Here is a 5,594-nt window from a genome sequence, read left to right on the forward strand (position 1 = left end):
GGTGGGGGCGGTGGGGGACCTGTACCGCTGCAGCGGGGCCACGAGCAGCGACTCGAGCCATGCGCCACGCTGCAGGACCTCGATTTCGGGCCAAGCCTCGAGCCCGCAACTCGCCTTGCTTCTCGGAAATCATAAGGCTTTGTGGGGCGGTTAAGCAGCGCGATATGGCCGCGGCGATACGAAGTTTTCATCTTTACCCTGTTCAGACGGTCAGGCTGCCTTCGCCGCCGGCTTGGCTGCCTTGACACGGGTTATACTGCGGCGACCGTCGACGCCGATCGGAACGTCACCGTCAACCGTAGCGCGACGCACAACCCGGTGCTGGTCGCCATAATCGTTGACCGCATAATGCTGGGTAGCACGGTTGTCCCAGATAGCGACGTCGCTTACTTGCCAGCGCCACCGCACGGTATTTTCCGGGGCAGTGACGTAGGACTGGAACACCTCGTAGAGTTTGGCGGAATCGCTCTTGGAAAGGCCGACGAGGCGCTGCACGAAATTGCCGAGCAGCAGCGACTTCTCCCCGGTTTCCGGATGGACGCGCACGACCGGATGCTCGGTCTCGTAGATCGTCGATGTGAAGACTTCCTCGAAGTGCCTCTTCTCTTCGGCTGTGGCGCGCGGGCGCACGGCTGCGTAGTCGTAGGCATTGCTATGAATAGCCCACAGATTGTCCGCCAATATTTTGAGCGGCGCCGGCAGATTCTCGTACGCGGCGTGCGTGTTGGACCAGATCGTGTCGCCCCCCGCCGCCGGAATGACGACGCCACGTAGGACCGAGAATTTCGGATAGGCATCGACGAAAGTCACATCGGTATGCCACTGGTCTGCCCTGCCACCGCCACGGCCGGAATCGAGATTGAGGATTGAGGCCGTGCCGGCTGCCGGCCCCTGCGTGGGATGAGGTACAAGGTCACCCAGACGCCGCGCGAACAATTCCTGCTCCGCATCGTCGAGATGCTCCTGGCCGCGGAAGAAGATCACCTTGTGCTTTAGAAGAAGCTGGTTGATGGCTGCTATCGCTGCGTCCGAAAGGTCTCCGCCAAGGCGAACGCCTCTGATTTCAGCTCCGACACGGCTGGTCAGCGGTACAACGTCGGAGTCAAGAATGGTCCGGTTGACAAGGACTGGACTGCTCATGGGTTCTCCTGTTTGATCTTGAAAGGGATAGCAAGTCACATCCGGCCAGCGGATGTCCGCGCTGCGTTGAAAAGTCTCATCGCTAGTCGACAGAGCTATCGAACAGGATAATTGACGTAAACTATAGAAAGAATGTTCTAAATTAAACTGGCTCGACGAAAGAGCAGTCTCCGTTGCTCCGGTCTCGGTGTTGAGTTCTCTAAGGCTGCGCCACACCTTGGTCTCCACGCCGGCATATGATCTCATTGTGCAGCCCCGTGCTCGCACGCCCCGTAGTGGCGAAACTAATTGCAAGCTGCTGCAACACGCCCCCCTGGCGGCCTGCACCGAAACGACGACAGGGGTGCATCTGATTAGCCGTGAACCCAGGTCTCAAAAACCATCCGGCGTGACGAGCGGACGCACCGCACGTGTGACACCCGCCTTGTGGGGCAGGGTTGCCTTTCTCAATCCCGGCGTTGGTCGACGTCCCAATGAGCAGCAAGCTATTATCGGCCGCCGAATCTTGGTGGCTTCGTCGAGAGCCTCAATCAACCAAGCGGCGAAAGCCTCGCTAGAGTCTCGCCCGCCTGTCGCTATGAAGCAGTTGCAGGCAGCGCTGCTTCAGGCGCATGAACTCGCCCGATGCAATGATTTCCGTTGCCCTGGGTCTTTCGAAGGGCACTGTTTCGATTCCCTTCTTCTTCGGCGCGCGGCTTGATGCCGACATACGGTTTCTTGACCTGCCGCCTGAACGGCTGCCGAAGCGGGTGCCCCGCCAGCGACCCCGACAATGCACTGTTCCGCAACTGCTGAAGAGCCGACTGCGCTCGCATCCCGATGCTGCGCAACGGCACTATGCCGACATTCTGGAGACCGCAGCCGCATGAGCCTCGAGATGTTCCGCCGACCGTCGACAAAGGCGTCCTCTCGCCTGCGTCCGCCATTTGCGTCAGTGCTCGATCTGATTGGGGAGACGCCGGTCGTCGAACTGAAGAGCTTCGATACCGGCAGGTGTCGTCTCTTCGTCAAGCTCGAAAGCCAGAATCCCGGCGGATCGATCAAGGATCGCATTGCGTTGTCGATGATCGTTAATGCCGAACAGCGTGGCCAGCTCGCGCGGGGCGGTACAATCATCGAAGCGACCGCTGGCAACACAGGGCTCGGCCTGGCCTTCTGGCGGCACGAAGCGCGTGATCGCGTGTCCAAAAGCTGACAGCGTCAGACAAATGTCAGGTTCATTACAACCAACATCTGGGCACTGTCGAGGTTTTTCGAAGCAATGGGCGCTAACTGCGCGCTGAGCGCGTTGGCATGGCTTTTGAGACTGAGTGACTGTGACTGCACTCAATGGGGCAAGACGAGCGATCCGCTCCTCCCTGAACCCGTGTGCCGTCTCTGAGAGGAAACCAGCTCGTGCAGAAACCTTTGGAAATAGCTTTGGACCGCAACGTGGTATTGCAGATGGAGTCCCCGGCTCCTTCGATTAAAGTCGAGAACTGGCTGCGTGGCGAGCCCCTCACCAGCTTTGAGCCCGGCAAAGTGTGCATAGTCGAATTTTGGGCAACTTGGTGCGGCCCGTGTGTGGACGGGATGCCCCATCTGATCCAGTTGCAGGAGAAATACAAGGACAACGGCGTTGAGATCGTCGGAGTCGCGGCTTCTGAAGACGCTCCAACGGCCGACGAGGCCCGAAGCACGTTGGACGCTTGGTTGACCGAAAAATTCCCGAATCTGAACTATCGGATCGCATTCGACTCCACAGGCGAAATGGACAAGCTTTGGATGGAGCCCAGCTTTTCTTACGGGGTCCCGACCTCGTTCGTGGTCGACCGAGACGGCCACATCGCCTTTATCGGTCATCCGACGCAACTCGATGAGGTTTTGCCGAAGGTGCTTAACGGCAGCTGGCGCACCAGCGATCAGGCAAAATCCGCCGATACGGAGCGGATTGCGGAAGGCGAAACCATAGCGCGCGAACAAGCGCTGACCAAGCCCATATACGACAAACTTCGGCCGGCAATGGAGGCCGAGGATTGGAAGACGGCGCTCTCGGCGATTGAAGAAGGCATCGCCTTGATACCGGACAAACTCAACTTCCGAGTGAGTCATGTCAATCTGTTGCTTCACAGAATGCGCGACATGCAGGCCGGCTTGCCCGTAATGCGCCAATTCGTTCGCGACGCGATCGACAGAAAGTCCGAGGGATGGATGTATTGGGCGCTATACCAACTCTTCGCGCCGGGCTTTGATTATTCCGGCTTTCCGTCTGCTGAGCGCTTCGCGATGGGCGAAGAGCTGTCCAAACACATCGTGGCACTGCCGCAAGGCGGCGGCTCTAAGTTCCTGTCTTATCCGGTGGTCGCTCAGTACTATCATGAGAGCGGCAACAAAGATCGCGCCATCGAGTTGCTCGAGCAGACACTGAAAGCGCTGGAGGGTCCGGAGCCTGTCTCGGACGACCTGAAACAGCACCTTCTACCCGAGTTGCTGCAGGCTCTGGCCAACTACAAGGGTGAGAAGGTTTGTTACGGCGCTCTCTGTGTGGCTCCGCAAGAGGATTTTCCCAAAAGGTGAAAGGGGGCGGCCAAGGAGGAAACCAAAGAGGGGCGATAGTCGAATGGCTTACTGGCCAATTCGTCCATTTCCCTGACGTGGTTGTACAAATAGGCCGGCCCAGGCGTCCAGCCCAGCCTCGCCGTTATCCGCAAACACGTGACCGAGCAAGGAGAAGACGTGCCTGATCAACTCACCAAAACATACTGCCGCTAAGGGTCTCCCGGACCCGTCAAAGATGGCACTGGAGTAAGGCTGGCAACATGAAGCTCGGCGCTGCCCACCGATCCCGGGAAGACGGGGGACGCAGCCGACCGCCTGTCTCTGCGCCAGGCAAGAACGGAGGACAGGACGATGACGGAAGTGACGCCATCTGCGACGAACGGCCCGGCCGCGCAGACGAAAGCGCCAGCCGTCAAAAATCCGTCCATCGCCACTGGCCTGACCAGGATCGGGCGGACCCCTACCGGGTTCGCCGCCCACGGCCTCTACGATCCGCGCAACGAGCACGATGCCTGCGGCGTCGGCTTCATCGTCAATATGAAGGGCGTCAAGTCGCATCAGATCGTCACGGACGGCCTGGCGGTGCTCGAAAATCTGACGCATCGCGGCGCCGTCGGCGCCGACCCGCTGATGGGCGACGGCGCCGGCGTGCTGGTGCAGCTTCCCGACCGCTTCTTCCGCGAGGAGATGGCCAGCCAGGGGGTCGAACTGCCAAAACCCGGCCATTACGCCGTCGGCCATGTGTTCATGCCGCGCGATCCTGAGCTTCAGGCGCATATCGAAGGCATCATCGCCGAGGTCGCGCAGCTCGAAGGCCAGCCGCTGCTCGGCTTTCGCGACGTGCCGGTCGACAATTCATCGCTGTCAAAGGCGCCTGATATCGCTGCTTCAGAACCGGTCCAGCGGCAGGTGTTTCTGGGTCGTGGCGCCGAGATCGAGAGCGACGACGATTACGAACGGCGGCTCTACATCCTGCGCAAGGTCATTTCCGGTCGTATCCATGAAGAGACCAAGGGCGTCGACAATGGCTTCTACGTCGTGTCGATGTCATCGCGGACCATCGTCTACAAGGGCATGTTCCTGGCCTATCAGGTCGGCGCCTATTACAAGGATCTGACCGATCCGCGTTTCGAGACGGCGCTGATCCTCGTCCACCAGCGTTTCTCGACCAACACCTTCCCGTCGTGGAAGCTGGCGCATCCCTATCGCATGGTCGCCCACAATGGCGAGATCAACACGCTGCGCGGCAACGTCAACTGGATGGCGGCGCGGCAGGCCTCGGTCGATTCCGAACTGTTCGGCAACGACATCTCCAAGCTGTGGCCGATCTCCTATGAGGGGCAGTCGGACACCGCCTGTTTCGACAATGCGCTCGAATTCCTGACGCAGGGCGGCTACTCGCTCGCCCACGCGATGATGATGCTGATCCCCGAGGCCTGGGCCGGCAACAAGCTGATGGATCAAGATCGCAAGGCCTTTTACGAATACCACGCCGCCCTGATGGAGCCGTGGGACGGGCCGGCGGCGGTGGCCTTCACCGACGGCCGCCAGATCGGCGCCACGCTCGACCGCAACGGGCTGCGCCCGGCGCGCTACATCGTCACCGACGACGATCGCGTCATCATGGCCTCGGAAGCCGGCGTGCTGCCGGTGCCGGAGGAAAGGATCGTCAAGAAGTGGCGGCTGCAGCCCGGCCGCATGCTGCTGATCGACCTGGAGAAGGGTCGCATCGTTTCCGACGAGGAGATCAAGTCGGAGATCGCGACCAGGCATCCCTACAAGAGCTGGCTCGCCAACACCCAGCTCATCCTCGAAGACCTGAAGCCGGTCGAGCCGCGGGCGCTGCGCAGGGACGTCAGCCTGCTCGATCGCCAGCAGGCGTTCGGCTTTACCCAGGAAGACACCAAGCTGTTGAT

Annotated in this window: 3 protein-coding genes and 2 pseudogenes; 4 read left to right on the forward strand and 1 reads right to left on the reverse strand. The window is 60.2% G+C overall.

Annotated elements, in window-relative coordinates; genetic code table 11:
- Positions 1-210: 210 nt before the first annotated feature.
- Positions 211-1,140, reverse strand: coding sequence for a TauD/TfdA family dioxygenase (locus tag EN781_RS24095; RefSeq protein WP_029356654.1), 930 nt, complete (start codon positions 1,138-1,140; stop codon positions 211-213).
- Between the two features lie 611 nt (positions 1,141-1,751).
- On the opposite strand from EN781_RS24095, the gene EN781_RS24100 reads away from it, so the two are divergent.
- The 4 genes and pseudogenes from EN781_RS24100 to EN781_RS24115 all read left to right on the forward strand — a co-directional run.
- Positions 1,752-2,009 carry a hypothetical protein gene (locus tag EN781_RS24100; RefSeq protein ID WP_029356656.1) on the forward strand — a complete coding sequence of 86 codons (258 nt, stop codon included), beginning with the start codon at positions 1,752-1,754 and terminating at the stop codon, positions 2,007-2,009.
- A gap of 8 nt (positions 2,010-2,017) precedes the next feature.
- Positions 2,018-2,293, forward strand: a pseudogene (locus tag EN781_RS24105) (pyridoxal-phosphate dependent enzyme); the annotation flags it as partial.
- 290 nt (positions 2,294-2,583) lie between these two features.
- Positions 2,584-3,696: a TlpA disulfide reductase family protein gene (locus EN781_RS24110; protein WP_051695610.1), complete on the forward strand. Its 1,113-nt coding sequence runs from the start codon at positions 2,584-2,586 to the stop codon at positions 3,694-3,696.
- Positions 3,697-4,029: 333 nt separating this feature from the next.
- Positions 4,030-5,594, forward strand: a pseudogene (locus EN781_RS24115) (glutamate synthase subunit alpha); the annotation flags it as partial.

The sequence above is a fragment of the Mesorhizobium sp. M4A.F.Ca.ET.090.04.2.1 genome (assembly GCF_003999085.1).
In the GTDB taxonomy this organism is placed as follows: Bacteria; Pseudomonadota; Alphaproteobacteria; order Rhizobiales; family Rhizobiaceae; genus Mesorhizobium.